22 protein-coding genes and 1 pseudogene are annotated in these 26,215 nt (G+C 67.8%); 9 read left to right on the top strand and 14 right to left on the bottom strand.

All coding sequences use genetic code 11. The annotated features are described in order from the left end of the window. Positions 1-121 precede the first annotated feature (121 nt). On the top strand, positions 122-2,251 hold the full coding sequence (locus ASD34_RS10790; RefSeq protein WP_056576892.1) for a PQQ-dependent dehydrogenase, methanol/ethanol family: 2,130 nt from the start codon (positions 122-124) through the stop codon (positions 2,249-2,251). Positions 2,252-2,315: 64 nt separating this feature from the next. Here the strand turns inward: ASD34_RS10790 and ASD34_RS10785 are convergent, their stop codons facing one another. Continuing rightward, a complete protein-coding gene (locus ASD34_RS10785) occupies positions 2,316-3,299 on the bottom strand; it encodes a helix-turn-helix transcriptional regulator (RefSeq protein WP_056577249.1) in 984 nt (327 codons plus the stop codon). Between the two features lie 214 nt (positions 3,300-3,513). On the opposite strand from ASD34_RS10785, the gene ASD34_RS10780 reads away from it, so the two are divergent. Continuing rightward, a complete protein-coding gene (locus tag ASD34_RS10780) occupies positions 3,514-5,601 on the top strand; it encodes a carboxypeptidase regulatory-like domain-containing protein (protein WP_235510027.1) in 2,088 nt (695 codons plus the stop codon). A gap of 83 nt (positions 5,602-5,684) precedes the next feature. On the opposite strand, the gene ASD34_RS10775 is transcribed toward ASD34_RS10780, so the two are convergent. Then, a complete protein-coding gene (locus ASD34_RS10775) occupies positions 5,685-6,659 on the bottom strand; it encodes a tripartite tricarboxylate transporter substrate-binding protein (RefSeq protein ID WP_056576885.1) in 975 nt (324 codons plus the stop codon). A 105-nt stretch (positions 6,660-6,764) separates the two neighbouring features. Between ASD34_RS10775 and ASD34_RS10770 the strand changes: the two genes are divergently transcribed. Then, a complete protein-coding gene (locus ASD34_RS10770) occupies positions 6,765-8,048 on the top strand; it encodes a M48 family metalloprotease (protein ID WP_235510026.1) in 1,284 nt (427 codons plus the stop codon). Positions 8,049-8,158: 110 nt separating this feature from the next. On the opposite strand, the gene ASD34_RS10765 is transcribed toward ASD34_RS10770, so the two are convergent. The 7 genes from ASD34_RS10765 to ASD34_RS10735 all read right to left on the bottom strand — a co-directional run bounded on the left by ASD34_RS10765 (position 8,159) and on the right by ASD34_RS10735 (position 16,701). Continuing rightward, entirely contained in the window at positions 8,159-9,406 is a 1,248-nt protein-coding gene (locus tag ASD34_RS10765) for a phenylacetate--CoA ligase family protein (RefSeq protein ID WP_056576882.1), read from the bottom strand. Positions 9,407-9,554: 148 nt separating this feature from the next. Next, entirely contained in the window at positions 9,555-10,367 is an 813-nt protein-coding gene (locus ASD34_RS10760) for an ABC transporter ATP-binding protein (protein WP_056576879.1), read from the bottom strand. Between the two features lie 97 nt (positions 10,368-10,464). Beyond that, positions 10,465-11,796: an ABC transporter substrate-binding protein gene (locus ASD34_RS10755; RefSeq protein WP_056576875.1), complete on the bottom strand. Its 1,332-nt coding sequence runs from the start codon at positions 11,794-11,796 to the stop codon at positions 10,465-10,467. Between the two features lie 74 nt (positions 11,797-11,870). Beyond that, the gene (locus tag ASD34_RS10750) at positions 11,871-12,935 is read right to left on the bottom strand and encodes a branched-chain amino acid ABC transporter permease (protein ID WP_056576871.1); all 1,065 of its coding nucleotides are present in this window, start codon (positions 12,933-12,935) and stop codon (positions 11,871-11,873) included. A 1-nt stretch (position 12,936) separates the two neighbouring features. Further along, positions 12,937-13,866 carry a branched-chain amino acid ABC transporter permease gene (locus tag ASD34_RS10745; RefSeq protein ID WP_056576868.1) on the bottom strand — a complete coding sequence of 310 codons (930 nt, stop codon included), beginning with the start codon at positions 13,864-13,866 and terminating at the stop codon, positions 12,937-12,939. Between the two features lie 2 nt (positions 13,867-13,868). Then, a complete protein-coding gene (locus ASD34_RS10740; protein ID WP_056576865.1) occupies positions 13,869-14,654 on the bottom strand; it encodes an ABC transporter ATP-binding protein in 786 nt (261 codons plus the stop codon). Positions 14,655-14,709: 55 nt separating this feature from the next. Further along, positions 14,710-16,701, bottom strand: a complete 1,992-nt coding sequence (locus ASD34_RS10735) for an AMP-dependent synthetase/ligase (protein ID WP_056576862.1) — start codon at positions 16,699-16,701, stop codon at positions 14,710-14,712. Positions 16,702-16,785: 84 nt separating this feature from the next. Here ASD34_RS10735 and ASD34_RS10730 point away from each other — a divergent pair, with 84 nt between their 5' ends. Genes ASD34_RS10730 through ASD34_RS10715 form a run of 4 tightly spaced genes read left to right on the top strand, consistent with a single transcriptional unit; the run spans position 16,786 to position 19,156 of the window. Continuing rightward, the gene (locus ASD34_RS10730) at positions 16,786-17,550 is read left to right on the top strand and encodes a Crp/Fnr family transcriptional regulator (protein WP_056576857.1); all 765 of its coding nucleotides are present in this window, start codon (positions 16,786-16,788) and stop codon (positions 17,548-17,550) included. Positions 17,551-17,570: 20 nt separating this feature from the next. Beyond that, positions 17,571-18,050, top strand: a complete 480-nt coding sequence (locus ASD34_RS10725) for a hypothetical protein (RefSeq protein WP_056576854.1) — start codon at positions 17,571-17,573, stop codon at positions 18,048-18,050. A gap of 58 nt (positions 18,051-18,108) precedes the next feature. Next, a complete protein-coding gene (locus ASD34_RS10720) occupies positions 18,109-18,882 on the top strand; it encodes an SDR family NAD(P)-dependent oxidoreductase (protein WP_056576850.1) in 774 nt (257 codons plus the stop codon). 16 nt (positions 18,883-18,898) lie between these two features. Next, entirely contained in the window at positions 18,899-19,156 is a 258-nt protein-coding gene (locus ASD34_RS10715) for a hypothetical protein (protein ID WP_056576847.1), read from the top strand. Between the two features lie 109 nt (positions 19,157-19,265). On the opposite strand, the gene ASD34_RS10710 is transcribed toward ASD34_RS10715, so the two are convergent. Then, positions 19,266-20,255 (bottom strand): Bug family tripartite tricarboxylate transporter substrate binding protein, encoded by a 990-nt coding sequence (locus tag ASD34_RS10710; protein ID WP_056576844.1) that lies wholly within the window; start codon positions 20,253-20,255, stop codon positions 19,266-19,268. 208 nt (positions 20,256-20,463) lie between these two features. Between ASD34_RS10710 and ASD34_RS10705 the strand changes: the two genes are divergently transcribed. Both ASD34_RS10705 and ASD34_RS10700 read left to right on the top strand, forming a co-directional pair. Then, positions 20,464-20,841, top strand: a complete 378-nt coding sequence (locus tag ASD34_RS10705; protein WP_056576840.1) for a VOC family protein — start codon at positions 20,464-20,466, stop codon at positions 20,839-20,841. A 111-nt stretch (positions 20,842-20,952) separates the two neighbouring features. Beyond that, positions 20,953-23,514, top strand: coding sequence for a hypothetical protein (locus tag ASD34_RS10700; protein WP_056576837.1), 2,562 nt, complete (start codon positions 20,953-20,955; stop codon positions 23,512-23,514). 62 nt (positions 23,515-23,576) lie between these two features. Here the strand turns inward: ASD34_RS10700 and ASD34_RS28155 are convergent. The 4 genes and pseudogenes from ASD34_RS28155 to ASD34_RS10685 form a co-directional block, all read right to left on the bottom strand. Then, positions 23,577-23,679 (bottom strand): annotated as a pseudogene (locus ASD34_RS28155) (Fe-Mn family superoxide dismutase); the annotation flags it as partial. Positions 23,680-23,683: 4 nt separating this feature from the next. Continuing rightward, positions 23,684-24,010, bottom strand: a 327-nt coding sequence (locus tag ASD34_RS10695; protein ID WP_414929868.1) for a superoxide dismutase, incomplete at its 3' end; no start/stop codon positions are given. A 52-nt stretch (positions 24,011-24,062) separates the two neighbouring features. Then, entirely contained in the window at positions 24,063-24,728 is a 666-nt protein-coding gene (locus ASD34_RS10690) for a helix-turn-helix transcriptional regulator (protein ID WP_056577243.1), read from the bottom strand. 38 nt (positions 24,729-24,766) lie between these two features. Next, the gene (locus tag ASD34_RS10685; RefSeq protein ID WP_157609675.1) at positions 24,767-26,206 is read right to left on the bottom strand and encodes an efflux transporter outer membrane subunit; all 1,440 of its coding nucleotides are present in this window, start codon (positions 26,204-26,206) and stop codon (positions 24,767-24,769) included. Between the last annotated feature and the right edge of the window lie 9 nt (positions 26,207-26,215).

Below are 26,215 nucleotides of genomic sequence, written 5' to 3'. Positions count from 1 at the left end.
ATCAAGACTGTCTCGAATGTGTTCCGCAATGGAACAAGGCTTGATTGGGGAAATCCCGGGGGTGAAGGCCGGGGCCGCGCGAACGATCCTTGGGGCAGAACGACGAAGGAGACAGACCACGATGAAGACGACCACACAGCCTCTTTCCGGGCGGCGCCTGCTCGCGGGCGCCTTGCTGTGCCTGGGCCTTGCGGCCCCGGCGCTCGCCCAGACGGCAGCCTCCCCACAGGACCGCGCCGGCGCGGCTGCCAAGCGCGTCGACAGCAACTTCGTGCGCGCCAACGCGGCGAAGAAGACGCCCGACTGGCCCAGCTACGGGTTGGACAACGCCGAGACGCGCTTCAGCCGGCTCGACCAGGTGAACACCGGCAACGTGAAGCAGCTCGGGCTGGTCTGGTCGTACAACCTCGAATCGACACGCGGCGTGGAAGCCACGCCGCTGGTGGTCGACGGCATCATGTACGTCACGGCCTCGTGGAGCATCGTGCATGCGATCGACACGCGCACGGGCCAGAAGATCTGGACCTTCGATCCGCAGGTCGACCGGACCAAGGGCTTCAGGGGCTGCTGCGACGTGGTCAACCGCGGCGTGGCGCTGTACGACGGCCGCGTCTACGTGGCCGCCTACGACGGCCGCCTGATCGCGCTCGACGCCGCCACCGGCCAGAAGGTCTGGGAGAAGAACACCATCGACGGCCAGAAGGGCAGCTACACCATCACCGGCGCGCCGCGCGTGTTCAAGGGCAAGGTCATCATCGGCAACGGCGGCGCCGAGTACGGCGTGCGCGGCTACGTCACCGCCTACGATGCGAAGACCGGCGACCAGAAGTGGCGCTGGTTCGTGGTGCCCGGCGATCCGAGCAAGCCCTTCGAGGACGAGTCGATGGCGCGCGCCGCCAAGACCTGGGACCCCAGCGGCAAGTACTGGGAAGCCGGCGGCGGCGGCACCGCGTGGGACAGCTTCGCCTTCGACCCCGAGCTCAACCTGATGTACGTGGGCACCGGCAACGGCTCGCCCTGGGCAGCCAAGGCGCGCAGCCCCAAGGGCGGCGACAACCTCTACCTGGGCTCGGTGGTCGCGCTCGACCCCGACACCGGCAAGTACAAGTGGCACTACCAGGAGACGCCCGGCGACAACTGGGACTACACCTCGACCCAGTCGATGATCCTGGCCGACGTGAAGCTCGACGGCAAGGCACGCAAGGTGCTGCTGCACGCGCCGAAGAACGGCTTCTTCTTCGTCATCGACCGCACCAACGGCAAGTTCATCTCCGCGAAGAACTTCGTCGAGGTCAACTGGGCCACGGGCTACGACAAGAACGGCCGGCCCATCGAGGTCGCCGCCGCGCGGCAGAACGAGAAGCCGGGCGACAGCATCCCGGGCCCGTTCGGCGCGCACAACTGGCACCCGATGTCCTACAACCCGCAGACCGGCCTGGCTTACCTGCCCGCCCAGCACGTGCCGATCAACCTGATGGACGACAAGGCCTGGAAGTTCGACGAGAACGCGCCCGGCCGCCCGCACGCGGCGCTGGGGTGGAACCTGGGCAAATTCGCCAACGCCGAGCCGCCCACGAGCAAGCCCTTCGGCCGTCTCGTGGCCTGGGACCCGGTCAAGCAGAAGGAAGCCTGGGGCGTGGACTACGCCTCGCCGTGGAACGGCGGCACGCTGACCACCGCCGGCAACCTCGTGTTCCAGGGCACGGCCGACGGCCGCCTCGTGGCCTACCACGCCAAGACCGGCGAGAAGCTCTGGGAAACGCCCACCGGCACTGGCGTGGTCGCGGCGCCCGCGACCTACATGGTGGACGGCAAGCAGTACGTGTCGGTCGCGGTGGGCTGGGGCGGCGTGTACGGCCTGGCGCAGCGCGCCACCGAGCGGCAGGGGCCGGGCACGGTCTACACCTTCGCGGTCGGCGGCACGGCCAAGATGCCCGACTTCGTGGAGTACCGCATGGCCAAGCTGGTGCAGGGCGTGAAGTACGACCCCGCCAAGGTCCAGGCCGGCACCATGCTGTACGTGAGCAACTGCGTGTTCTGCCACGGCGTGCCGGGCGTGGACCGCGGCGGCAACATCCCGAACCTGGGCTACCTCGACCCCGCCTACATCGAGAACCTCGACAAGTTCGTGCTCAAGGGCCCGGCCATGTCGCGCGGCATGCCCGACTTCACGGGCAAGCTCTCGGGCGACGACATCGAGAGCATCAAGGCCTTCATCCAGGGCACGGCGGACGCGATCCGGCCGAAGTAAAAGTATCGCGGACTCAAACAGAAAAGGCGCCGACGGCGCCTTTTCTTTTGGGGCAGGGCGCTCGTCAGCCCGCCAGCCGCAGTTCGTGGATCAGCCCCGCCACGTTGCCCACCTGCAGCTTGTCGTAGATCGACTGGATGTGGTTGCGCACCGTGGCCGGCGAGCGGTTCAGGATGACGGCCACTTCCTTGTGGGTGTCGCCGCGCGCCAGCAGCTCGGCGATGGTGTGCTCGCGCGGCGTGAGGCTGTCGGCGCGGCAGCGATGGCGGCACTTGAGGAACAGCAGGTGCTGCTCGACACGGTGCGTGACCACGATCTCGCGCCCGTTGAAGCGCGCGTGGCCCTGCAAGAAGTGCTGCAGCAGCGCATCGGGCAGCGCGCGGCCGTGCCACGACGGCCACTCGGCCTTCAGCGTGGCCTCGAACAGCCGGTCGGCGTGGTACAGCACGCCGCGCAGGTCGCCGATGGCCGAGCCGCCGGGCGACGCACTGCCCGCCTCAAGGCGGTCCAGGTGCATCACGCGGTTCAGCGCCAGCGCCTGCATCACGTGCGGCGCGAGGCTGTCGAGCAGCTGCCGCTCCTGCTCCGTGCCGTAGGCGTCAGGATCGGCGCGGAACAGGCTGAGCCAGTGGACGAAGCTCGTCTGCGGGTTGGAATCCGAGGTGATGAAGAAGTTGGCCTGTTCGAAGCGACGGCCGTAGGCGCGCAGTTCGGCCTGGTCGTCGCGGCAGAACCACGCCTGGGCGTTGAAGGCGAGCGTGGCGTGCGGCTGCTTGGCCACCTCGGCGGCGGCCGTGTCCATATGCTTGACCTGCTCGTAGGCCGTGACCATCTCGAGCGGCTGGTTGTGCAGGTGGATCGTGTGGATGTCGATGCCACGGTCGGTGCGGGTGGCGGTGCCCCACATCGACGAGTCGAAGGGCAGCACGGGCTTGACGAGGTCGAGTGCCGCGTCCTGGAAGGCCTCGATGGGCAGTTCGTGCGAGAGGCGGTACAGCCGCAGCAGGAGTTCGCTGAAATCGCGCGGAGCGCCGGCCGGGGACGTCATGCGCGAAGTCTTCCAGCCGCTGCGCGCCCTGCCCATCCCATGTTCGGGGGACGCACGCCAAGCCTGGTCGAATGGTTTCAAGAATGGTGCATTTGCATCATTTGATTTCTGAGGGTGAAAGCTATGGTTTGCAGCGCCCTCGGTTGCTGCCCAGGCCCTTTCCCTTTTCGAGAGACCCACGATGCCTCATCCCACCTCCAGAATCCCCCACGCCTTGTCCCTTGCCACCCTGTTGATCCTCGGCGCCTGCGGCGGCGGCGGTGGCGGAGGCGGCGCAGGCTTTGCCTTCCCCGTCGGCACCGGCAACGGCGGCACCCCGCCCGCCGCCGAGTCGCCCGGCACGTTGAGCGGCACCGTGGCCACAGGCGCGGCCTTTGCCGGCGCCGCGCTCACTGTGTTCGACCAGACCGGCGCCAAGGTCTGCGAAGTGACCGTGCCGGCCGAAGGCAGCTACAGCTGCGTGCTGCCCGCCGGCACCAAGGCACCGCTGGTGATCCAGGCCGTGCGCGACGACCTCACGCTCTACAGCACCACCGCCAGCGCCGCCACCGGCACCACCAACGTGACGCCGCTGACCACCGTCGTGGTGGCGCAGCTGGCGCCCAACGGCGACCCCTCGAAGCTGGCCGCCGCCGTCCAGGCCGACGCCGGTGCCGTCACCGCCAGCGCGATCAGCGACAAGGCCGCCCAGCTCGTGGCCGCGCTCAAGCCGCTGCTGGACGCGCTCAACCTCAGCATTGACCCGATGAGCGGCGAGTTCCAGGCCAACGGCACCGGGCAGGACCGCGTGCTCGACACCGTCAATGTCTCGGTGCGCCCCGACGGCGTCGCGGCCAACGTCGAAATCACCGTCAAGGCGCAGCCCGCGAGCGAGGAGAGCGCGCCGGTGTCGATCGTCTTCCGCACCGGTGAGAGCACCATCGCGCCGCTGCCCGCGGTCAATGTCGCGACCCTCGTTCCGCCGCCCACGCCGGCGATGGTGAAAGACCTGCTCGATCGCCTCAACGCCTGCTACGCGCTGCCGCTGAACGAGCGCGTGGACAGCACCATCGGCGCTGACGGCAACGCCTTCGGCGAGGCCGCCAACGTGGTCGCCCCGGCGTGCCGCACGCTGTTCGTGGGCGACGACCCGGCCAGCTTCGTGACGGCCGGCCTGCACATCGGCCGTGCGTCGAGCGGCCCGCGCCGGCCTTTCGAAAGCCTGTTCCGTTTCGGCCCCACGAATCTGAAGCACGACCGCGGCAACTTCGAATATTTCCACCCGGGCGGCGACATCGCGCTGACCTACCGCTGGACCGACAGCGTGGGCAACACCGACAACGACGTGTTCAACGCGAAGATCGTGAATGGCGCGCTCAAGCTCACCGGCAACAGCAACGCCTACCGCGCCGCCGTGCGTCCGCAGCAGGAGCTGAAGGACTTCCTCAAGCACGCGAACCTGATGTACCACGCCGCCGGCTACAACGTCGCGGTGGACAACGTGCTCGACGGCAACGGCGACTCGATCTTCACGAAGGTGGTGGCCACCTCGTCCGCGCTGCCCGGCCGCGAGCTGGTGCTGGTGCCCCGGGCCGGGCTGACGACCCTGGTGCTCACCACCGACGGCACCCCCAACGGCGCGCTGAACTCCTCGCTGTGGCGCATGGCCGCACGCTACGTGGACCCGGCGCAAGGCGGCAATCCGAGCAGCATCGAACCCGGCAATCTCTTCGCATCGCCGCAGTTCGACGACGCACAGCTGGGCGCCATTCCCGACCAGGCAGTCTGGAAGCTCGAGTTCTTCCTGGCAGCCGGCGGGACCAACCCGGTGCAGTACGCACGCACCTTCTCGCGCGCGCCGACCCTCGCCGAAGCCATGCAGTTGCCGACCATGGACATGACGCCGGCCCTGCGCGCCGAGCTGATGCAGGAGATCGACGGCGTTCCGCGCGGCATCGTGTTCGGCGCGCCGGTGCCGTCCGACCCCGGCGCCAACAACATCGACTTCAGCGCCGAGGGCAACCAGGACGGCTGGTCGGTGCCCAGCGGCGCCTACGCCCCGACCACCTTCCTGGTGGCCGGCCGCGGTCCCAACAACAATCGCTTCACCGATTCGATCACCGTGCGCACCTCGGCGCGCAAGGCCGTCATCTACTGCCAGCCCGTGAACTCGCAGAGCGACAACCACTGCACGAGCGTCGGCAACAACGCCTACCAGTACGCGCAGGGCTCGTCGGTCAGCTCCTTCATCTTCACGGCACGCACCGCCCGCCAGGTCGATGTGCGCAAGAACTTCGAGGTGTGGACCGTCTCGATGCCCTGATTCTTTTTCCTGCTGTCACACCGGATGAAAAAAGCCGCCGACCCGAAAGGGCCGGCGGCTTTCTTCTTGGGAGACCGAAAGGATCAGTCGGCGTACACGCCAGCCGCCTTGATGATCGGGCCCCACTTGGCGATTTCGGCGGCGACGAACTTCTTGTGCTCGGCCGGCTCGACGCGCTTGTCGGTGGTGATCACGGCGCCCAGGCCTTCTTCGCGCTTGATGAACGCCGGGTCCTTCATGGCCGCGCGGATGGCTTCGTTGATCTTCTTCAGCACCGGTGCGGGCGTGCCCTTGGGGGCGTACACGCCGTGCCAGATCGACACTTCAAAACCCTTCAGGCCCGACTCGTCCAGCGTGGGCAGGTCTTTGAGCGCGGGCGTGGTCAGGCGCTTGCTGGTGGTCACGGCGTAGGCCTTGACCTTCTTGGCCTCGATCTGCGACGTGGTGTTGGTGGTCTGGTCGCACAGCAGGTCAATCTGGCCGCCCAGCAGGTCGGCGATGGCCGGCGCGGTGCCCTTGTACGGCACGGGCGTCATCTCGACCTTCAGCGCGCTCTGGAACAGCAGGCCGCACAGGTGCGAGGCGGCGCCCAGGCCGGCGTTGCCCAGGTTGATCTTGCCCTTATTGGCAGCGATCCAGGTCGTCAGTTCCTTGTAGTTGTTGGCGGGCAGGCCGGGCTTGCCAATGAGCGTCATTGGCACTTCATTGACCATGCCGAGGTATTCGAAGTCGTTCTCGACGCTGAACGGCAGCTTGCGGTACAGCGCCGGCATCGTCGACATGCCGATGTGGTTCAGCAGCAGCGTGTAGCCGTCGGGGTTGGCGCGGGCCACCTTGGCGGTGCCGATCGAGCTGCCGGCGCCGGCGGTGTTGTCCACGATGATCGTGGTGCCCAGCGTCTTCTGCAGCGACTCGGCCAGGTCGCGGGCCACGCGGTCGGTCGGGCCGCCGGCCGAGAAGGGCACCACCAGCGTCACGGGCTTGCCTGCGGGGAAATCCTGGGCGTGTGCGCCGACGGCGGCCGCGGCAATCGCCGCGAGGGCGAACAGTTTCTTCATGATGTCTCCGACGGAGTTTTTAAATGGAAAGGGTCGCGATCTTATCGGCTGACCAGGGGCTGACCCATACCGAATAGCCCTTAGGACTGTCACCGAATCCGCCCCATGCTGGGGCATGATCGCGGGCGTCCCGCGCACCTGCGCCGGGGCGACCACAACCACAAACAGGCCAGCCCGACGGGCGGCATCGAGGAGAAGAAATCAATGGATCCCTGGGTCTATCCGCGCGAGCGCTGGCTCGGCAAACTCACGCTCGTGCTGGGCCTGCTGGCCTGGGCGCTGATCGTCGTCGGCACGCTGGGCATCGCGCTGCTGTACGTGCTGCTGGGCTTCATCGGCTACGTGTTCGCGCAATCGGCGGTCATCGCCTGGATCAAGGGCACGGGCGTGAAGCTGTCGCCCCAGCAACTGCCCGAGCTGCACGCGCGCTTTGTCGACTGCTGCACCCGCCTGGGCATCGAACAGCCGCCCGAGGCCTACCTGCTGCACGGCAACGGCATCTTCAATGCTTTTGCCACGCGCTTCTTCGGCCGCAATTTCGTGGTGCTGCTGTCCGACGTGGTCGACGCCATGGAGGCGCAGCCCGACGGCATCCACTTCTACATGGGCCACGAGCTGGGCCACATCCGCCGCGGCCACCTCACGGGCCACATCTGGCGCGCGCCCGTGCTCTGGCTGCCACTCCTGGGCGCGGCCTATGCGCGCGCCAAGGAATACACCTGCGACCTGCACGGCGCCGCCTGCTGCCGCGAGGTCGACTCCGCGCCGCGCGCGCTGGTGGCGCTGGCCGCCGGTGCGCAGCAGTGGCGCAACGTGAACCTGCAGCGCTACGCCGCCCAGTCGGTGGCCAATCGCGGCTTCTGGGGTTCGTTCCATGAGCTCATCGCCGGCTATCCCTGGCTCACCAAGCGCGTCGCACGCGCCATCGACCCGGGTGCCAAGCTGCCCGAGCGCAACCCGGTGGCGTACCTGCTCGCGCTCTTCGTGCCCTACGCGGGCCGGGCCGGCGGCGGCGCGGCGGGGGTGCTGATCGTGGTGGCGGTCATCGGCGTCATGGCGGCTGCAGCCATCCCTGCCTACCAGGAGTACCAAGCCCGCGCCGCCGTCGCGCAAGCCTGGACCCAGGGCGCACCGGTGCGCGACGCGCTCACGCGCCACTACGAAGAAAAGGCAGAGATCCCCGACACCCTGGCCGCCGTCGGCCTGCCGGGCAACCTGCCGAATGGTGCGGCGCTCACGCTCGACCCGGACAGCATGGTGGTGGAGGTGGCCACGCCGAAGGGCACGCTGCGCATGGAGCCGTCGTCGACCGACGCGGGCATCGCATGGCACTGCAGCGCGGGGGACGGGTTGAAGGACGCCGCGCTGCCGGCCAGCTGCAAGAAGTAGCGGGTGGGGGGAGCGAGGGGCGGATCCGTCTTCAGCGTTGCGAATCCCAGGGCCGTGTGCAAGAAAGAGGGCCATGCGAAAGCCCCTTGCCACCGACCCACGCGGCGCCCCTACTTGTAGCTGCGCGCGTCCTCGATCACCTTGCCGTCGTTCGGCAGGGTGCCCGGCGCCACCAGCTCGATGGTGCCGCGCAGCTTGGTCACTTCGCGCACCGCGTCGGCAATGCGCGTGTCGAGCCCGGCCGGGGCACCTGCGCATTCGAGCCTGAAGGTCATCTGGTCGTCGCCCATCTCGCCCGACACCACCAGCCGCGCACGCACGATCTCGGGAAAGCGCCGCACGACCTCGGCGACCTGCGACGGGTGCACGAACATGCCGCGCACCTTGGTGGTCTGGTCGGCGCGGCCGAGCCAGCCCTTGATGCGCTGGTTGGTGCGGCCCGTGGGGCAGGTGCCCGCGAGCACGGCCGAGAGGTCGCCGGTGCCGAAGCGCACCAGCGGATAGTCGGGGTTGAAGGTGGTGACGACGATCTCGCCTACCTCGCCGTCGGGCACCGGATCGCCGGTGCCGGGGCGCACGATCTCGACCAGCACGCCCTCGTCGATCACCAGGCCCTGGCGTGCGCTGGTTTCATACGCGATGAGGCCCAGGTCGGCGGTGGCGTAGCACTGGATGCCCTGCACACCGTGCGCGGCAATCCAGTCGTGCAAGCTGGGCGGAAAGGCCTCGCCAGAGACGAGCGCCTTGGTGAACCAGGGCAGCTTCTGACCCTTTTCTTCGGCCTTCTCCAGCAGGATCTTCAGGAAGCTCGGCGTGCCCGCATAGCCGTCGGGCTTGAGGTCGACGATGGCTTCGAGCTGCTGCTCGGTCTGGCCCGTGCCGCCCGCGAAGATGGTGCAGCCCAGGGCGTGCGCGCCGCTTTCCATGATGGAGCCGGCCGGCGTCATGTGATAGCTGAAGCTGTTGTGGATCAGCTCGCCGCTGCGAAAGCCCGCCGCATGCAGGGCCCGCGCGGTGCGCCAGTAGTCGCGCGCCTCGCCCTCGGGTTCGTAGATGGTGCCGGGGCTCGCGAAGATGCGCGGCATGCGCGGCCCGCGCACGATCGACGCAAAGCCGCCGAAGGGGTCGTCGGCGCGGCGTGCCTTCTGCAGCTCGAGCAGTTCCGACTTGCGCGTGACGGGCAGCTTCGCGAGTGCCTCGCGCGAAATGACGTCGCCGGGCTTCACGCCGTCGAGGATCTTCGTGAAGGCGGACGTTGCAGTCTGTGCCTGGGCGATCTGCCGGGGCAGCGCGGCCAGCAGGTCACGTTCGCGTTCGGCGGGGTCGCGGATCTCGAGCTTGTCGTAGTGGTCGGTCATGTCCGTACCCTTCATCTTTCTGTTCTGTTCAAGGCGCTCAACTGACTCTTTCGGGAATACCGCGGAACCGGCTTTGCCGGGCCGCTGGTATTGCCCCCGGCGAGGGGGTTGGCGAAGCGACACGCAGTGCGCGAAGACTGGGGGAGCGTCAAGCAAGCCAGCGTTTGCGGCGCTTGTAGCTCTTTACATCACGGAAGCTCTTGCGGTCCGCGCCGCCCACGCCGAGGTAGAACTCCTTCACATCCTCGTTCTCGCGCAGGCTCTGGGCCTCGCCGTCCATCACGATGCGGCCGTTCTCCAGGATGTAGCCGTAGTCGGCGTAGCGCAGCGCCATGTTGGTGTTCTGCTCGGCCAGGAGGAAGGTCACTTTTTCCTTGGTGTTCAGGTCCTTCACGATCTCGAACACCTCTTCCACGATCTGCGGCGCCAGGCCCATCGAGGGCTCGTCGAGCAGCACCATCGTCGGGTTGGCCATCAGCGCGCGGCCGATCGCGCACATCTGCTGCTCGCCGCCCGAGGTATAGGCCGCCTGCGAGGTGCGGCGTGTCTTCAGGCGCGGGAAGTACGCGTAGACCTTCTCCAGCGTCTCCTGCACCGCGGGCTTGCCGTCGGTGCGCGTGTAGGCGCCGGTCATCAGGTTCTCTTCGATGGTCAGGTGGGCGAAGCAGTGGCGGCCTTCCATCACCTGGATCAGCCCGCGCTTGACCAGCTCGGCCGGCGACAGCGCCTCGATGCGCTCGCCACGCAGCTCGATGGTGCCCTTGGTCACGGCGCCGCGTTCGCCCGCGAGCAGGTTGCTCACGGCGCGCAGCGTGGTCGTCTTGCCGGCGCCGTTGCCGCCGAGCAGCGCCACGATGCCGCTTTCGGGCACGGTCAGCGACACGCCCTTGAGCACGAGGATCACGTGGTTGTAGATGACCTCGATGCCGTTGACGTTGAGAAGGATCTTGGGTTCGCTCATGGTGTGGTCCGAAGCATTCGCAAGAACGGCACATCGCCGTCCTTGCGAATGGCGGCTCTCGCGAGCCGCCACGGCACTTCCTTTTCTGGTCAGTGCATCAGGACTGGCAATCCGCGGCTTCGCGGCGGGTGATCTTCTTTTCGCCGGCGTACTTGTCGGCAGCAGCCTTCACCATCGGCTTGATGATCTGGCTGTCGGCCTCGTACCAGTCGGACATGCCGCCCCACTTCGCGCCGTCCCACGTGTGCACGCGGGCCCAGCTGGAGCCCATGTGGTCCTGGCACGAGGTGCTCACCGGACGCATCACGCCCGAGAAGCCCAGTGCGTCGAGCTTCTTCTGGTCGAGCGCGAGGTTCTCCATGCCCCAGCGCACCTGCTCGCCGGTCATGACCTTGCCCTTGCCGAAGCGCTCTTGCGCACGCTTGACGGCCTCGATGGTCAGCATCTGGATGATCACGCCGCGCGTGTAGAGCACCGAGCCCACTTCGTCCTTCGGGCCCGTGCCCTGGCCCTTGTCGTGCACCTGCTTGAGGATGTCCTGGATCACCTTGGGCTGCGTGCCCGAGGTGTTCAGCGCGAGCGCGTTGTAGCCCTTGGCGTTGGCGCCGACGTCCTTCACGTCGGGTTCGGCGCCGGCCCACCACACGCCGTACATCTTCTCGCGCGGGTAGCCCGTGGCCACGGCTTCCTTCAGGGCGGTGGAGTTCATCACGCCCCAGCCCCACAGCAGCACGAAGTCGGGACGCGACTGGCGCACCTGCAGCCAGGCCGACTTCTGTTCCACGCCGGGCGCGGTCACCGGGATCAGCGAGAGTTCGAAACCGTTCTGCTTGGCGCGCTCCTGCAGCAGCGGGATCGGTTCCTTGCCGAACGGCGAGTCGTGGTACACGAGGGCGATCTTCTTGCCCTTGAGCTTGTCCATGCCGCCTTCTTTTTTGCCGATGTGCTGGATCAGGATGTCGGCCGCGGTCCAGTAGGAGCCCATGAGCGGGAAGTTCCACTTGAACACGCCGCCGTCCTGCGAGGCCGAGAGGCCGTAGCCCAGCGTGATGAGCGGGATCTTGTCGGTGGGCACCTTGTCGGTCAGCGCGAAGGTGATGCCGGTGGCCTGCGGATCGAACAGGGCCACGCCCGGACGGCCCTTCAGGCGTTCGTAGCACTCCACGCCTTTGTCGGTGGCGTAGCCGGTCTCGCACTCTTCATAGGCGATCTTCACGCCGTTGATGCCGCCGGTCGCGTTGACCAGCTTGATGTAGTCCTGCTTGCCGTTGGCCCAGGGCGTGCCGTTGGGCGCGTAGGGGCCGGTGCGGTACACCAGCAGCGGGAAGAACTGTTCCTTGGCCTGGGCTTGCGCGAGCGAAGGTGCCAGCGCCGTGCCCAGGGTGGTGGCCACCAGGGCGGCGGTCAGAGCGAGCGATTTCAATGTCATGCCTGTCTCCTTTTGTGGGCACCTCGGTGCCGGGTTTTTACGTGCGAACGAACGGGAACTCTTGAAATGCGTTGTCAGTGCGGGAAGGGCCACAGCCGCAGCTTTTCCTTGGCCGTGGACCACAGCCGTGCCAGGCCGTGCGGCTCCACGATCAGGAAGAACACGATCAGCGCGCCGAAGATCATGGTCTCCAGGTGCGAGGCCAGCGCGGTGGAAATCGAGAAGCCCAGCCACGCGGGCAGCTGGTTCAGGAAGAGCGGCAAGAGCACGATGAACGCGGCGCCGAAGAAGCTGCCCATGATCGAGCCGAGCCCGCCGATGATCACCATGAACAGCAGCTGGAACGAGCGATCGATGCTGAACGCCGCCGGCTCCCATGCCCCCAGGTGAATGAAGCCCCACAGCGCGCCGGCCACGCCGACGATGAAGCTGCTCACCGCGAAGGCCGTGAGCTTGGCGTACACCGGGCGGATGCCGATCACCGCGGCCGCCACGTCCATGTCGCGCATCGCCATCCACTCGCGGCCGATGGCGCTGCGCACCAGGTTCTTTGCGAGCAGCGCGAACACCACCACGAAGAACAGGCAGAACAGGTACTTCTGCACCGGCGATTCGATCGGCACGCCGAACACGTTCAGTCCCGCCACGCTCACCGAGCCCGAGGACGAGTTGTTGGTGAACCAGGTGATGCGCAGGAACGCCCAGTCGGTGAAGAATTGCGCGGCCAGCGTTGCAACGGCCAGGTACAGGCCCTTGATGCGCAGGCTCGGAATGCCGAAGAGCACGCCGATCACCGTCGCACAGAGCCCGCCCAGCAGCAGCGAGGCGATGAGCGGCATGCCTTCGATGCGCACCTGGAAGTTGTAGGCCGCATACGCGCCCACCGCCATGAAGGCGCCCGTGCCCAGCGAGATCTGGCCGCAGTAGCCGACCAGGATGTTCAGGCCCAGCGCCGCCAGCGACAGGATCAAAAAGGGCGTGAGGATGGCGCGCATCCAGTAGTCGGACACGCCCATCGGCACCACGACGAACGCCACGAGCAGCAGCACCAGGATCGCCAGGCGGTCCTGCGCGATCGGGAAGATCTGTTGGTCGGCGCGGTAGCTCGACTTGAACTGGCCGTTTTCTCTGTAGAACATGTCAGACCCGATCGATGATCTTTTCGCCGAACAGCCCTTGGGGCCGCACGAGCAGGAAGACCAGTGCAAGAACATAGGCAAACCAGATCTCGATGCCGCCACCAAGCATGGGGCCGAGATAGATTTCAGACAGCTTCTCGCCGACGCCGATCAGCAGGCCGCCGATGATGGCGCCGGGAATCGAGGTCAGCCCGCCGAGGATCACCACCGGCAGCGCCTTCAGCGCCACCAGCGAGAGCGAGAACTGCACGCCGAGCTTGGAACCCCAGATGATCCCGGCCACCAGCGCCGAGAAGCCGGCCACCGACCACACGATCACCCAGATGCGCGACAGCGGAATGCCGATCGACTGCGCGGCCTGGTGGTCGTCGGCCACCGCACGCAGCGCCCGGCCCGTGGCGGTCTTCTGGAAGAAGATGGCCAGCACCACCACCAGCGCAGCCGACACCGCCGCCGCCACCAGGTCTTCCTGGCTCAGCAGCAGGCCGCCTTCGAAGGTGCCTTGCAGCACCATCAGCGGTTCCTTGGGCATGCCGACGTCGATCTTGTAGATGTCGTTGCCGAAGATCGTCTGGCCCACGCCGTCGAGAAAGTAGGCGATGCCCAGCGTGGCCATCAGCAGCGTGATGCCTTCCTGGTTCACCAGCTTGCTCAGCGCGAGCCGCTCGATGAGCCAGGCCACGACGATCATCACCGCCATGGCCGCGATGAAGGCCAGGATGTTCGCGAGCAGCAGGCTCTCGAAACCGAACCACTGCGGGAACCATTCGGCAAAGCGTGCCATGGCCAGCGCGGCAAACAGCACCATCGCGCCCTGCGCGAAGTTGAAGACGCCCGAGGCCTTGTAGATCAGCACGAAGCCGATCGCGATCAGCGAATACAGCATGCCGACCATGAGGCCGCCGAAAAGGGTTTCGAGGAAAAATCCCATGGTCAATGCTCCACGCCGAGGTACGCCCGGATCACGTCTTCGTTGTTCCGAACTTCATCCGGCGTGCCGTCGCCGATCTTCTTGCCGTAGTCCAGCACCACCACGCGGTCGGAGATGTCCATCACCACGCCCATGTCGTGCTCGATCAAGACGATGGTTGCGCCGAATTCGTCGTTCACATCGAGGATGAAGCGGCTCATGTCCTGCTTCTCTTCGACGTTCATGCCCGCCATGGGTTCGTCCAGCAGCAGCACCTGCGGTTCCATCGCGAGCGCGCGGCCCAGGTCGACGCGCTTTTGCAGACCGTAGGGCAGGCGGCCCACCGGCGTCTTGCGGTGTGCCTGGATTTCCAGGAAGTCGATGATGTGTTCGACGAACTCGCGGTGCTGCAGCTCCTCGCGTTCGGCCGGGCCCCAGCGCAGCGCCTGCGCAAGCAGGCCGCTCTTCATCTTGAGGTTGCGGCCCGTCATGATGTTGTCGAGCACGCTCATGCCCTTGAACAGCGCCAGGTTCTGGAAGGTTCGCGCCACGCCCATCTCCGCCACCTGGCGCGAGTTCATGTGCTTGAAGGTCTGGCCGCGGAAAGTGATGGAGCCCTGCTGCGGCCAGTACACGCCGTTGATGCAGTTCAGCATCGAGCTCTTGCCCGCGCCGTTGGGCCCGATGATGGCCCGCACCTCGTGCTCGCGCACGTTGAAGCTGATGTCGGTCAGCGCTTTCACGCCGCCGAAGCTCAGGCTGATGTTCTGGACGTCGAGGATGACGTCGCCGATTTTCCGATTGCTCATTCGATGACCTTCGCGCTACGCGCTGCGGTATTCGCCTTGGGGACGGCCCGGCGGCTCATGCTGCGGCCTTCACGATGGGGAAGGTCCTGGCGTCGTTGATCTTCAGCGTGGCGCTGACGGCGCCCGTGCGTCCGTCCTCGAACTTGACCTGGGTCTCGATGTACTGCTCGGTCTTGCCGCCGTAGAGCGCATCGACCAGCACCGCGTATTTCTCGGCGATGAAGCCGCGGCGCACCTTGCGCGTGCGGGTCAGCTCGTCGTCGTCGGGGTCGAGTTCCTTGTGCAGCACGAGGAAGCGCGCGATCTGCGTCTCGCCCATGCCGTCTTCGGCGGCGAGGTCGGCGTTGACCTTGGCGATGCACTCGGCCACCAGCGTCAGCACCTCGGGCTTGCCGGCCAGGTCGACATAGCCGCCGTAGGCCAGGCCGCGGCGTTCGGCCCAGTTGCCCACGGCCTCGAAGTCGATGTTGATGAAGGCGCAGACCTCGTCGCGGCCGTTGCCGAAGCACACGGCTTCCTTGATCTGCGGGAAGAACTTGAGCTTGTTCTCGATGTAGTTGGGCGCAAAGATGGCGCCCATGCAGGTGCCGGCCGGACCGTTGAGCTTGCCCACGTCTTTTGCGCGGTCGATGATGCGCAGGTGACCTTCGCTGTCGAGCACGCCGGCGTCGCCGGTGTGGAAGTAGCCGTTGGCATCGAGCACTTCGGCGGTGGCGTCGGGGCGCTTGTAGTACTCCTTGAGCACCGACACGCCGCGCACCAGCACCTCGCCGTCGTCGGCGATCTTGAGCTCGATGCCGGGCGCCGCCGTGCCCACGGTCTGCAGCTTGACCTTGCCGTCCTGCTGCAGGCACACGTAGGCGCAGGTCTCGGTCTGGCCGTAGAACTGCTTGAGGTTCACGCCGATCGAGCGGTAGAAGCGGAACAGGTCGGGCCCGATGGCCGCGCCGGCCGTGTAGGCCACGCGGATGCGGCTCATGCCCAGCACGTTGCGCAGCGGGCCGTAGATCAGCAGGTTGCCCAGGCTGTACATGACCCGGTCGCCCGTGCTCACCGGCGCACCGTTGAGGATGTCGGCGCCCACGCGCTGTGCCAGCGCCATGAACTTCGCGTACAGCCAGCGCTTGGGTGCGGCCGCGTCTTCCATGCGGATCGACACGGCCGTCAGCAGGCCTTCGAAGGTGCGCGGCGGGCCGAAGTAGTAGCTCGGGCCGATCTCGCGCATGTCGTTCATCACCGTCTCGGCCGACTCGGGGCAGTTGAGCGTGAAGCCGCCCACCAGCCACTGCGCCACCGAGAACAGGTGGTCGCCCACCCACGCCATCGGCAGGTAGCTCATGATGTTGTCGCCGGGGCCGAGCTTGTCGGTCTCGACGCCGCCACGGCCCGCCGCGATGAAGCTGGCGTGCGTCTGGCACACGCCCTTGGGGCGGCCGGTGGTGCCCGAGGTGTAGAGGATCACGCCGACGTCGGTGGCTTCGCCGCTGGCCACGGCGCGGTCGTAGTAGCCGGCGTTGACCTTGTCGAAGGCGCGGCCCAGCTCGCGCAGCTGCTCGTAGCTCATGAGCCCCGGCTGGTCGTAGTGGCGCAGGCCCTTGGGGTCGTCGTAGATGATGTGGCGGATGCCCGACGACTGGCCTTCCCGGCCTTCCTGTGCCTGCTGGAGTTCGCGGCACTCGAGCAGCTTGTCGACCTGCTCCTGGTCTTCGACGATCACGAACTCGATGCCCGCATCGTTCAGCATGAAGACCATCTCGCTGGCCACCGCGTCCTGGTAAAGCGGCACGGGCACGCCGCGCAGGCTTTGCGCGGCGAGCACCGCCATGTACAGGTGCGGCCGGTTGGCACCGACGATCGCAAGGTTGTCGAAGGCCTTGAAGCCAAGGCTCGCCAGACCGCAGGCCATCTCGCGCACTTCCTGCGCCACGGCGTTCCAGGTCCAGGTTTGCCAGATGCCAAGGTCTTTTTCGCGCACGGCGGGGGCCTCGGGACGGGCCTCGGCATGCGCGAGCAGCAGACGGGGGAAGGTGGGGGCGGTGGTTTGCACAGTGGCCGGATCGTAGGTCTCACTTTGACGCCCGGTTGTCGTTCCAACGACAATCCTAGGGACACTACTCCCCGGAGTTTCCCGATGCCTCCTGGCAATCCACATCCACACAACGTGCTCGGCGGTTCGATCAAGGACCGGGTTCGCCCTCCCAACGGCACCGAACTCGGTGGCATTCCGTGGCTGCCCACGCTCACGCCCACCGAGCGCCGCCGCGCCGAGGCCACGCTCGTGGTCGGCGAGGCCGAGCCCGGCGACCTCGTGTGCCGCGTCGGCCGCTCGCCCACCTACTGGTTCGGCGTGGTCGAAGGCCTCTTGAAGATGAGCAACGACAACGCCGACGGCGGCTCGGTCACCTACACCGGCGTGCCGCCCGGCGGCTGGTTCGGCGAAGGCACGGTGATGAAGCGCGAGCCCTACCGCTACAACATCCAGGCGCTGCGCCGCAGCCTCGTGGCGGGGCTGCCGATCGAGAGTTTCCACTGGCTGCTCGACCATTCCATCGGCTTCAACCGTTTCGTGATGAACCAGCTCAACGAGCGGCTCGGGCAGTTCATCGCGGCGCTGGAGATCGATCGCCTCAACAACCCCGACGCGCGCGTGGCGCGCAACCTGGTGTCGCTGTTCAACCCCGTGCTGTACCCCGGCGTGGGCGAGGTCTTGCGCATCACGCAGCAGGAGCTGGCGTATCTTGTCGGCCTGTCGCGCCAGCGCGTGAACGAGGCGCTCAATGCGCTGTCGGCGCAAGGGCTGATCCGCGTCGAGTACGGCGGCCTGCGCGTGCTTGATTTGCCGGGCCTGCGCGCCACCGCGGTGTCCAGCCGCAAGAACGGCAGCACCTCGAACTGAACCTGAAAGAAGAAAAGAACATGGCTCTCTCCGACCACCTGCAGATCGTGCCCGCCGACGCACAGGCGAGCTTTCTGCCGCCGCCGCAGCAACAGGCCACGCAGGCCCGCAACGAGGAAGACGACGGCCCGACGCTCGAAGAAGCCATCGACCGCGCCGAGGCCCTGGGCGAACAGATCGAGGCGCTCAACGAGATCCTGGCGCGCCCGCTGAAAGACATCCTGGCCGACCGCGAAAAGTCGGAAGAGGCCGCGCTGGCCTGGGACCGCTTCGGCGCGATGTGGATGCTGTCGCAGCGCGCCATGCGCCGCGTCGCGCTTGATCTGGCGGCGCAGCTCGGCGTGAGCGAGGAAGAGGTCGTGGCGCGCGCCATGGCCAACGCCAATGCGGTGCTCAACGGCGCGGACGAGGTCGACCTCGGCGGGACCATCGCACCGGCGCAGCTGCAGCACATTGCCCGCCACCGCAACTTCCTGCGCGGTCAGTTCCGTACCGGCTGATGCACGCGGCCTTTCGATATCCCTTAGCCTTGCGGCCTTCTCCTGCCCCCACACACCCATGACCACCTTCGCCTCTTCCCACCTCACCGTCATCACCGGCGCCTCGCGCGGCCTGGGCCGTGCCATGGCCGAACAGCTGCTGCAGGCCGGCCACGCGGTGCTCGGCATTGCGCGCAAGCCCTCGCCCGAACTCGCCGAGGCCGCCAAGGCCGGCGGCGCCGAACTGACGCAATGGGCGCAGGACCTGTCCGACCCCATGGCCGCCGCAGCGCGCCTGTCGGACTGGCTCCAGACGCTGGACGGCCAGCGCTTCGACAGCGTCACGCTCATCAACAACGCCGGCACCGTCGGCAATCCCGCGCCGCTGTCGCGCGCCGTGCCGGCTGAACTGGCCCAGGCACTGCGCATCGGGCTCGAAGCGCCGATGCTGCTCACGGCCGCTTTCCTCGGCGGCACGCGCGAATGGCGCGGCGCGCGCAAGGTGCTGAACATCTCGTCGGGCCTGGGCCGCAACGCCCTGGGCAGCCAGGCGCCGTACTGCGCGGCCAAGGCCGGCATGGACCATTTCTCGCGGGCCGTGGCGCTCGAGGAAGCACATGCACCGAACGGCGCGCGCATCGTGTCGCTGGCGCCCGGCATCATCGACACCGACATGCAGGTGCAGCTGCGCGGCGCGTCGGCCGAACAGTTCCCGGATCGCACGCGCTTCGTGAGCATGAAGGAAGAAGGCCGGCTCGACAGCCCCCAGGGCGCCGCGGCCAAGGTGCTCGCCTACCTGGCCCGCGCGGACTTCGGCAGCAACCCCGTGGCCGACGTGCGCGACCCGGCCTGAACACGGCGACATCATCATGGCCACCGCAAAGTCCATCGACACGCTCGACTACAAGCTCTTCCCGTCGCCGAGGAACGTGCACCGCATCGTCTTCGAGCACCAGGTGTTCGTGCCGTACCCGTACGCGCTGATCGTGATGGACGAGTTCTATTTCAAGGGCCGCTACAGCCTGTTCTCGGCCTGCCGCATGAGCGACGGGAAGATGGGGCAGGTGGCGACGTTCGAGGACGCGGCGGACGTGGAGATCTTCAATACGAAGTTCGTGCCTGATTGAGCTCGCCCCCAGGCTTCGCGCACTTCGTGTCGCTTCGCCAACCCCCTACCGGGGCAACACCAGCGGCCCGGCAAAGCCGGTTCCGCGGTGTTCCTGGTGAAAACCAGCCTTACTCGATCGTCGCGCCCGAGGCCTGCACGATCCCCTTCCACTTCTCGTAGTCGGTCTTCAGCAGCGTGCCGAACTGCTCCGGCGTCATGCCCTGCGGCTCGGCGCCCTGCGCAATGATGGCCGCCTTCATCTCGGGCGTGGCCAGCAGCTTGTTGACCGCCGCATTCAGCGTGGCGACGACGTCCTTGGGCGTGCCGGCGGGCACGAAGATGCCGTACCAGGTGCTCACGTCGAAGTCCTTGTAGCCCAGCTCGGCCACGGTGGGCGTGTCGGGCAGCGAGGTGCTGCGCTTGGCCGAGGTCACGGCCAGCGGGCGCAGCTTGCCGGCCTTGATCTGCGCCAGCGCCGAGGGCACCGACGACACCATCAGGTCGACGTTGCCCGCGAGCACGTCCATCATGGCGGCGTTGGAGCCCTTGTAGGGCACGTGGCGCATCTTGATCTTGGCCGCGCCGTTGAAGATCTCGCCGGCCAGGTGGATGGTGGTGCCGTTGCCCGGCGAGCCGTAGGTGACGGTGTCGGGCGCGGCGCGCGCGGCCTTCACCACGTCGTCGAGCGTCTTGAACTTCGAGTTGGCCTGCGTGACGATCACCACGGGCGTGTAGGCCACGTGGGCCACGGCCGTGAGGTCCTTTACCGGGTTGTAGCTCAGGCTCTTGTAGAGCCAGGGCGCGACGACCATGTTGTCCTTCTGGCCCATCACGATGTCGTAGCCCGTGGGCGCGGCGCGCGCCGCCTCGGCGATGCCGATGGTGCCGCCGGCGCCGCCGCGGTTGTCGGGCACCACGGTCCAGTGGTTGGCTTCGGTGAGCTTCTGCGCGACCAGGCGCGCCAGGATGTCGGTGCCGCCGCCGGGCGGGAAGGGCACGACCATGCGGATGGGCTTGGCGGGGTAGGCGGCGGTCTGGGCTTGTGCGGCCACGGTGCCGAACGCCAGGGGAAGTGCGAGCACGAGGGCCAGCGAGCGGGTGAGTTTTCTTCGGATCATGGGATTGTCTCTCTCGGTCTGAGCGGATGGGGGCGCGGCAATGTCGATGGAGGTCTTTCGACCTCACTGCACCCACGGTGCAGTGTGCCGGAAGGGGCATCCCCCCATTTTCGTGCTTTGCGATGGGCCCCGTATCGGACGGCGCCGACTTGACAGGGCCATCCGGCCGTCGAAGATGAAATGTCCATTCCCCCCACAGGAGACACCCATGCTCGGAAACATCGATGCAGTGGCGAATCTCGCGGTGAAAGACATGACCGTGGCGCGCCGTTTCTACGAAGACACCCTCGGCCTTGCGCAGGTCGATTCGGAGGGCGACGAGGTCGTCGTCTACCGCAGCGGCAACGCGCGCGTCCAGGTGTACCGCTCGTCGTTCGCGGGCACGAACCAGGCCACGGCCGTGAGCTGGCAGGTCGGCGCGGACATCGGGCGCCTCGTTGCCGCGCTCCAGGCCAAGGGCGTGCGCTTCGAGCACTACGACATGCCCGGGACGAAGCGCGAAGGCGATCTTCACCTCGCGGACGGCATGAAGATGGCGTGGTTCAAGGACCCGGACGGGAACATCCTGCACCTGATCGGCGGCTGAGGTCCACGGGCCCCTGACCATCCGGCATCCCTCTTTTGGGGGAAGCCAAAGACGGCGCGCTGCGGACAATCCCTCCTGCCATGCACCGGCATGGCATGGAGGAGTCATCCCATGCGCGCACCGTCGCCCGACCCGTCAACGCCCGCGCGTCCCGAGCGCGTCGCGGTCATCGCCATCCACGGCGTGGCCGACCAGAAGGCCGGAGACACGGCCCGCGCCATCGCCTCGCTGATGCTCAACCACCCCGGCCCCGGCGCGACCTACCGCCAGGCCGACTGCGACAGCCACCTCCTGCCGGTGCCGCCGCTGACGTCGATGGTGCAGCGGCGCACGGGCCATCCGACGTCGGCGCAAGGCGGTGCTGCGCAGAAGGCCTACGTGCCGCCCGTGCGCAAGGCGATGCGGCAGTCGAAGACCTCCGACTTCAGCGCCGACGACTGGATATCGAGCGCCGAGTCCGACGACGCGGGCGTGGTGCGCGCGGCCAAGGGGCGCGGGCCGCTCACGCCGCGCGAGCTGAAGAAGAGCAACCCCGACATCGCCTTCAGCGACTACCTGCTGTTCAAGTCGCAGCGGGCCGAGCCCGACCACGAGGCCTACGAGGCCACGCGCGTGCGCATGACGCGCGACGCCACCGATGCCCACGGGCAGCCGGTGCAGCAGCGCATCGACGTGCACGAGATGTACTGGGCCGACCTGTCGCGGCTGCCCGGCTCGGTGGCGCGCATCGTCGCCGAGCTGTTCACCATCGTGTTCCGCCTCTCGCAGCTGGGCCGCGATGCGGTGGACCGCGCCGCCGAGGCGGCCGGCGTGAACAGAAAGCCCCGCCCGCCGGGCGCGCGGCGCTGGGCCTGCCTGGCGTCGCTGCAGACCACGCTCGACTGGGCCTTTGCGAACCTGCTGGCCAACCTCTTCCTGCAGCTGTTGCTCATCGGGCTGGTGATCGCGGGGCTCGGCGCACTGGCGCGGGTCGAGCCCGCACCGAGTGCGCTGTCGCTCACCGAACTGCTGCGCCGGGTGCTGGCGGTGGCCGTGCCTGTGCTGGCCGTCTGGTGGTACAGCTACCAGGCGCGCCCCGGGCTTTCCGGGCGCATCGTGGTGGGCCTGTATGCCTTGCTGGCGGGATGGCTCCTGTGGGCGCAACTGCCCGCGCACTGGGTCGTCGGACTGACCTGGCTGGCGCTGCTCGCCGCGTTGGCCGACCGCGCCTTGCGCATCGCACGCGACCGCTTTCCGGCGGCGCGCACCTGGGGCCTGGGCCTGATGGCGCTGACCGCGGCCGCGCTGCTGCTGCACGTGGCACTCAACGCCGCAGCGGCAGGCGGCACGGACGACCTGCGCCACTGGGTGCGCGCCGGCATGCGGGTGGTCGAGTACCTGCTGCTGGGCGTCGTGGCCTGGTGGGGCGTGGCCGGCGTGCTGCTCATCGGTTGGCTCGTTGCCGGTCAGTCGGTGCCCGATCGCGATGCAGCCGCGCGCGCCAGCATCGCCACGGGTCGGCTCGGGCTCTTCGTGTCGGTGGCCGCGTTCGTGGCGCTGTCGATGGTGTTCTGGGCCGTGCTCACGAACATCGTGGAGCTCGGCGCGAAGAACGTGGACTACGCGCCGTTCTGGTTCGGCAAGGGCATCTACTGGGCCGACGGTGCGAACTTCCTGCACGGCCGCTACGAGAAGAGCACGCAGGCCTTCGCCCTGACGGCGGGGCTCACGCTGTCGCTGCTGGCCTACCTCGTGGCGGTGCTGGTGCCCAGCCTGTTCGCCGAACTCAAGGTGGCCTTCGGAACCTCGGAGCGCCTGGGCCACTGGCTTGGCGCGGGCTACCGGCGGCTCGACTTTTTCGTCACCTTCCTCACGAGTGCCAGCGTGTTGATTGCCTGCGCGGTCGCGCTGCTGCTGGTGCTCAAGCAATGCGGTGTCTCGGTCGGCGGGCGGATCGACGACGCGGTCGTCTGGGTGTCGGCGCTGTCGCAGACCGGCCTCAAGCCGCTGATCTTCACCGCCGCCACGCTGGCCGCGGCCGTCTCGCTGCTCGGGGGGTTCCTGTCGCGCGCCGTGCCGGGCCTGCGCATGCCGCTCGATGTGGCGCTCGACGTCGATGGCCACTTCCGCGAGTTCCCGCGCCGCGCCATTCCGCGTGCGCGCATCTTCTCGCGCTACGTGTCGCTGCTGGAGCACGTGGCGGCGCAGGGCTACGACCGCATCGTGGTCGTGGCCCACAGCCAGGGCACGGTGATCTCGACGGAACTGCTGCGCTACCTGCAGTTCCGCGCCGCGCAGAAGGTTGACACGCGCGTGACCGAACTCTGGACGGCGCTGAACAGGAGCCGGCTGCTGCTGCTCACGGCCGGCTGCCCGCTGCGCCAGCTGTATGCGGCGCGCTTTCCGCACCTCTATGCGTGGGTGACGACGGAAGCCGCGAACGGCGGCGGGCCGAGCGCGGCGCAGGTCGGCGTGGACCGCTGGGTCAACCTGTACACGGCCGGCGACTACGTCGGGCGCTGGCTCTGGGGCCCCGACGACAAGTCGTATGCGCAGGTGACAGCGTCGCCGGCATGGGGCGCCGCGCCCGAGCACGAGGCCTGCCTCGGCCTTGGCGCCCACACGCACTACTTCGACCTCGACCAGGCGCACGTCGCGCGCTGGATCGACTGGATGGTGACGGCACCGCGCTGAACCGAGCGCCCACAAAAAAGCCGACCCGCAGGTCGGCTTCCTTCATGGCGAGAACGCGGACTTCAGCCGAAGTTCTTGGCCGCAAAGTCCCAGTTGACCAGCTTGGCCAGGAAGGTCTCGACGAACTTCGGGCGCAGGTTGCGGTAGTCGATGTAGTACGCGTGCNNNNTTCCTTGAAGGCGTCGTAGCTGCCCCACTTGGCGTCGATGGCCTTGGCCAGCGCGCCCGTCGGGGCGCCGCCACCTTGGGGCTTCATGCAGTTCCAGAAGAAGGTGTGGTTCCAGATCTGCGCGGCGTTGTTGTAGATGCCGCCGCTGGACTTCTTGACGATCTCCTCGAGCGTCATCGCTTCGAACTCGGTGCCCTTTTGCAGGTTGTTCAGGTTCACCACGTAGGCGTTGTGGTGCTTGCCGTGGTGGAACTCGAGGGTTTCCTGCGAATACTCGGGCGCCAGTGCGTCGATGGCGTACGGCAGCGGGGGAAGGGTGTGTTCCATGGTGGAGCCTTTCTTTCTGGTTGGTGAATGAAACGAAAAATGCGTGGGCGATTCAGGCGATGGCCTTGGGCACCACGCGGTACGCGCAACGCCGCGCGCCCGCGAGCACGTGCTCGACACGGCTCACGTCGGCCTCGGGCCCCAGCACTTCGTCGAAGAGCTGCAGCTCGCTGCGGCAAAAGCCGGTGCAGGCCTGCGCCGCGGTGCAGATGGGACAGTGGTTCTCGATGAAGAGAAAGCCGTCGCCCTCGGCGCGGTACTCGGCCATGTAGCCCTCGCGGCTGCGGATGTCCGCGAGCCGTTCGAGCCGCGTCTCGAGGTTGCGCGCGCCGCGCATGGCCTCGGTGTAGGTGGCGCGCATGGCGGCTTCGCGCGCGCCGATGAGCTGGTCCATGCCCTTCTCGCCGAACACGCTGATCACGGCGCTGATCATCTGCACCGTCATCTCGGCGTGCGTGTCGGGAAAGCGCTTGTGGCCCTCGCCGGTGAGCCGCCAGATCTGGGTCGGGCGGCCGCGGCCGCTGGAGCGGCTCTCGGCGTCGACCAGCCCTTCGGCTTCGAGCTTGGACATCTGCTGGCGCACCGCCTCGACCGTCACGTTCAGCACCTTGGCGATGTCGGGGATGCCGAGCGCGCCACGGGTCTTCAGCGTGGAGAGGATGCGGTCTGCCGGCTGGTGCGGCATCCAGGTGGGCTTGGTGGCATCGGGGGCGGACATGGCGGCTTCGGTCGTGAGGGGAGAAAACAGCGTCATTGTCAGGTGGTTGGCACTCCCTTCGCATCCGTGGGCGCTTGCCACCCCCCGCCCAGTGCTTTGTAAAGCGCCACGAGGCTGGTGAAAGAAGCCGTTTCCGCCTCGGCCACGGCATCCTGCACGCGCAGCAGGGTGCGCTGCGCGTCGAGCACGCTCAGGTAGGGCGCGGCGCCTTCGCGGTAGCGCACCTGGGCCAGCTCGGCGGCACGGCCGCTGCGGGCCGAGGCCTCCAGCAGCCGTTGCAGGCGCAGCTGGTTCTGGCCGTAGCCGGTGAGGGCGTTCTCCACGTCCTCGATGGCGCGCAGCACGGTCTGTTCGTAGACGGCGCGCTCGCCGTCGGCACGGGCCTCGGCGCCGCGCAGGCGGGCCTTGACCGAACCCAGCCGCAGGGCAGGCCAGCTCACGCCGGGCGTGACGCTGAAGGCGCGGCTCGACGAACTGCCCAGGTCGGCACCGCGCAGCGCGATGAAGCCCAGGAAGCCGCCGATGTCGACGCGCGGGTACAGCTCGGCCGTGGCCGCGCCCACGTCGGCGGTGCTGGCGGCCAGGCCGCGCTCGGCGCGCAGCACGTCGGGCCGGCGGCGCAGCAGCTCGCCGAGGTCGCCGATGGGCAGGCGCTTGTCGAGCACGCGCAAGGGTTGCGGCTGCAGCAGGGGTTCCAGCTCGGCCGGGCGCAAGCCGGCCAGCACCGCGACGCGGTAGGCCGCCTGTCGGCGCGTGGTTTCGAGCGCGGGCAGCTGGCTCTCGGTGCTGGCCAGGTTGGCCTGCGCGCTTGCCAGGTCGCCTTCGAGGCCGCGCCCGGTGCGCACCTGCGCCTCGGTCACGCGCAGGCTCTGGCGCAGGCTGTCGAGGGTGCGGTGCGTCACGGCCATGCGTTGCTCGGCGCCGCGCATCTCGTAGTAGTTGCGCGCCAGTTCGGCCACGGCCACGATGCGCACCTGTTCGAGGTCGGCGGCGCTGGCCTGGGCGCGCGCGGTGGCGGCTTCGTCCAGGCGCTGCAGGCGGCCGAACAGGTCGATCTCCCAGCCGGCGTCGAAGCCCGCGCGGCTGCTCTGCGCCAGCGTGCGCGCATCGGCCGGCACGCCGTTGCCTTGCGCGATGCTGCGTGTCTTGCTGGCGCCCAGCGTCACCACGGGCAGGCGGTCGAGCTCGGCTTCGGTCTGCATCGCGCGGGCTTCGAGCAGCCGGGCTTGCGCGATGCGGATGTCGTGGTTGCCGGCCAGCGCGCGGTCGATGAGCGCATCGAGCTGCGGATCGTCGAGCTGGCGCCACCAGTCGCGCTGCACCGCGTCGGGCGCGAACAGCGCGCGCTCGGGTGCGGAGATGGCCACCGGCGCATCGTTCGGCGCGGTGTAGGTCGGGCCGACCGCGCAGCCGGCCAGCACCAGCATGCTGAGTGCGAACGGCGCGGCGTAAGGGAAGAGTCTTCTTGTCATGGTCATGCTCCCGGT

The sequence above is a fragment of the Variovorax sp. Root473 genome, assembly GCF_001426505.1.
Lineage (GTDB): Bacteria > Pseudomonadota > Gammaproteobacteria > Burkholderiales > Burkholderiaceae_C > Variovorax.
This window is presented reverse-complemented; position numbering and strand designations above follow the sequence as displayed.